The sequence below is a fragment of the Gilliamella sp. B2717 genome (assembly GCF_026536675.1).
In the GTDB taxonomy this organism is placed as follows: domain Bacteria; phylum Pseudomonadota; class Gammaproteobacteria; order Enterobacterales; family Orbaceae; genus Gilliamella; species Gilliamella apicola_I.
Genome location: NZ_JAFNNQ010000028.1, coordinates 1 through 248 on the forward strand (window position 1 = coordinate 1; position 248 = coordinate 248).

Genomic DNA, 248 nt, shown 5'->3' on the forward strand with positions numbered 1-248 from the left:
GTGTCGAGTCATTGTGGATTGATGGTTATGACGTTGAATGGATTAATTGGTATGTCGATGGGTCAGGATTAGTGCGCGAATATCAGGCTAATTACGAAGAGTCTAGAAGTGTATTTAAGTGGGATTATAAACGGTTGATTAGCGTTGATTGTACTAAAGGCGATATTAACAGCCGATCAAGTTTCACTATAAGTGTAAATGAGCAAAATCAGATTAATTCTTTTGTTTTAGATACCAAAGATACAGCA

Annotated in this window: 1 protein-coding gene; it reads left to right on the forward strand. The window is 36.3% G+C overall.

From position 1 onward, the window contains the following. Window positions 1-248: hypothetical protein (locus J3U35_RS05215; RefSeq protein WP_267360007.1), on the forward strand; the 248-nt coding region annotated here is incomplete at both ends.